We start from the raw sequence: 2,039 nt of genomic DNA, 5'->3' as shown, positions 1-2,039 counted from the left end.
ATGCTGCACTGGTCGACGAAACCGGTACAGAAAAAGATGAAATTGACGATCTTGCGCAACCTGATGACGATTCGATCGACGACCGTGGCATTTTTCGACGCCATGCAGACACCAAGCTGCAAACGCGACTGACCGGCAAGGGTCTGCAGAAGCGCCTTCTCGAGCTCTATCTGGACTCCCGCACTCTGGAAGAGGAGCAGGGCGTCAACGTCCTCTTCCTTACCTTGGGCGCTCTGAAGTGGATCGACCCGAATAACGCGGCGAACATCCGTTTTGCCCCGCTCATTCTGGTTCCGGTCTCACTCGATCGAGGTACGGCAGGCGAGCGTTTCAAGGTAAAGGCGCGCCAGGAAGATATCGCCTCCAATCTTTCGCTCGAGGCCTATCTGGACCGCGTTCACGCGCTGCGCATGCCCGTCTTTGAAGCAAACGATTCATTCGATATCGAGGCCTATTTCTCCAGTGTCCAAGAGACGGTCCAGGCGAAAGAGGGCTGGGAAGTTGTTCCTGATGAGGTGTCGATCGGTTTCTTTTCCTTCGCCAAGTTCCTGATGTATCGCGACCTCGATCCGGCCGTGTGGCCCAAGGGCGCCAGTCTGATAGATCGCGACCTGATCAAAGGCCTGCTCGCCGAAGGTTTTCCAGGTGGCGAAGGGATGCTGGACGAGAACGCGAATGTAGATCCGGTTATCTCGCCAGCTGACATGCTCCACATCATGGATTGCGACAGTTCGCAGGCGATGGCCATCCACGAGGTGCGCCGAGGGCGTGATCTGGTCATTCAGGGGCCGCCTGGCACGGGCAAAAGTCAGACCATCGCCAACGTCATTGCTTCAGCAATCAAGGACGGTAAGACCGTCCTCTTCGTTGCTGAGAAAATGGCAGCTCTGGATGTAGTCAAGCGACGCCTCGACGAGAAGGGCGTTGGCGACGCATGCCTCGAATTGYACAGTAACAAAGCCAACAAGCGCGCCGTTCTCGAGGAGCTGCGACGCACATGGGAACTGGGCGCACCGCGCGCGTCGTCCCCAGGGAGCCTGATCGCACGGCTAACCGAGGCGCGCGATGACCTTAACGGCCATGCGATCCGACTTCACGAGCTGGACAAAGCATCCGGGCTCTCTCCTTTCCAGGTGATGGCCCAGCTTACGCGGCTGCGGCAGTTGGGGGTCGAAGCGAACGACCTGCAGCTGGTCCAACCCGATACGTGGGGCGAGGACGGCTTTGCGCGTCGCCGGGATCTGTTGGCGGACCTCGTTGAGCGCATCCAGCATCTCGGAATTCCTGCCGATCACGCCTGGGTCGGCGTTAATCTTGAGGCCATCACCCCGGCCGATCGCGATCGCCTTGTCGTCAGGGTCAGCAGCTTGGCCACTCAGTTCAGTACCGCCCGAAACCATATCGGTGCACTCGCAACGCTACTGGAAGCAGACGCGCCGCGACGTCTGACTGATCTGCCGGCACTGGCGATACTGGCTCGCAGGGTCGCCAGCGCTCCGGCACTCTCTGCCCGTGCTATGGGGCACGACTTGTGGCAAGAGCCCAGCGCAATCGATGCAGTGCTTTTCGATGGGCGTCGTTACGAGGAAGTCCGTCAGGCGCTGTCATCGCGCGTCACAGAGTCAGCTTGGACGACAGATGTCTCTGAGCCGCGCCTCGCCTTCGGCGAGCTGCCTTCCGGCTTCAGCAGCGCCGGCATCGGGCACCTGCGCGAAGTTGCCGATGCGGCGAGCGTCATCATCCACGCTGGCAAGGGCTTGGCCCACGCCTTGGGACGGGAGACTTCACCTACCACCAACGAACTGCAGCGCCTGGCCAAAATTGGCGAACGCGTAGCCAGTGCGCCTCCGGCCAGTCCTGAGACGTTCGCCTCGGAACTTTGGGACGGGGGTGTCGAGCGGGCGGGCGAGCTCGCTACCGCGGTTGGTGAGCTCGAAGCAGCTCGAGCGACGTTGGGCAGCCAGGTCACTGACGTCGGCTGGGATATCGACRTTGGGAGCGCGCGTGCGGTTCTCGCCGCCAAGGGCACTAGTCTATTT

General features: G+C 60.8%; 1 protein-coding gene. It reads left to right on the top strand.

Going from position 1 to position 2,039, the window contains the following annotated elements; all coding sequences use genetic code 11:
* A partial coding sequence (locus tag AC1DT2_RS21760) for a DUF4011 domain-containing protein (RefSeq protein ID WP_477298684.1) occupies positions 1 to 2,039 on the top strand: 2,039 nt, incomplete at both ends.

The sequence above is a fragment of the Luteibacter sp. P4_E6 genome (assembly GCF_056401535.1).
The sequence above is the reverse complement of the archived record's forward strand: the minus strand, read 5'-3'. Positions and strand labels throughout refer to the sequence as shown.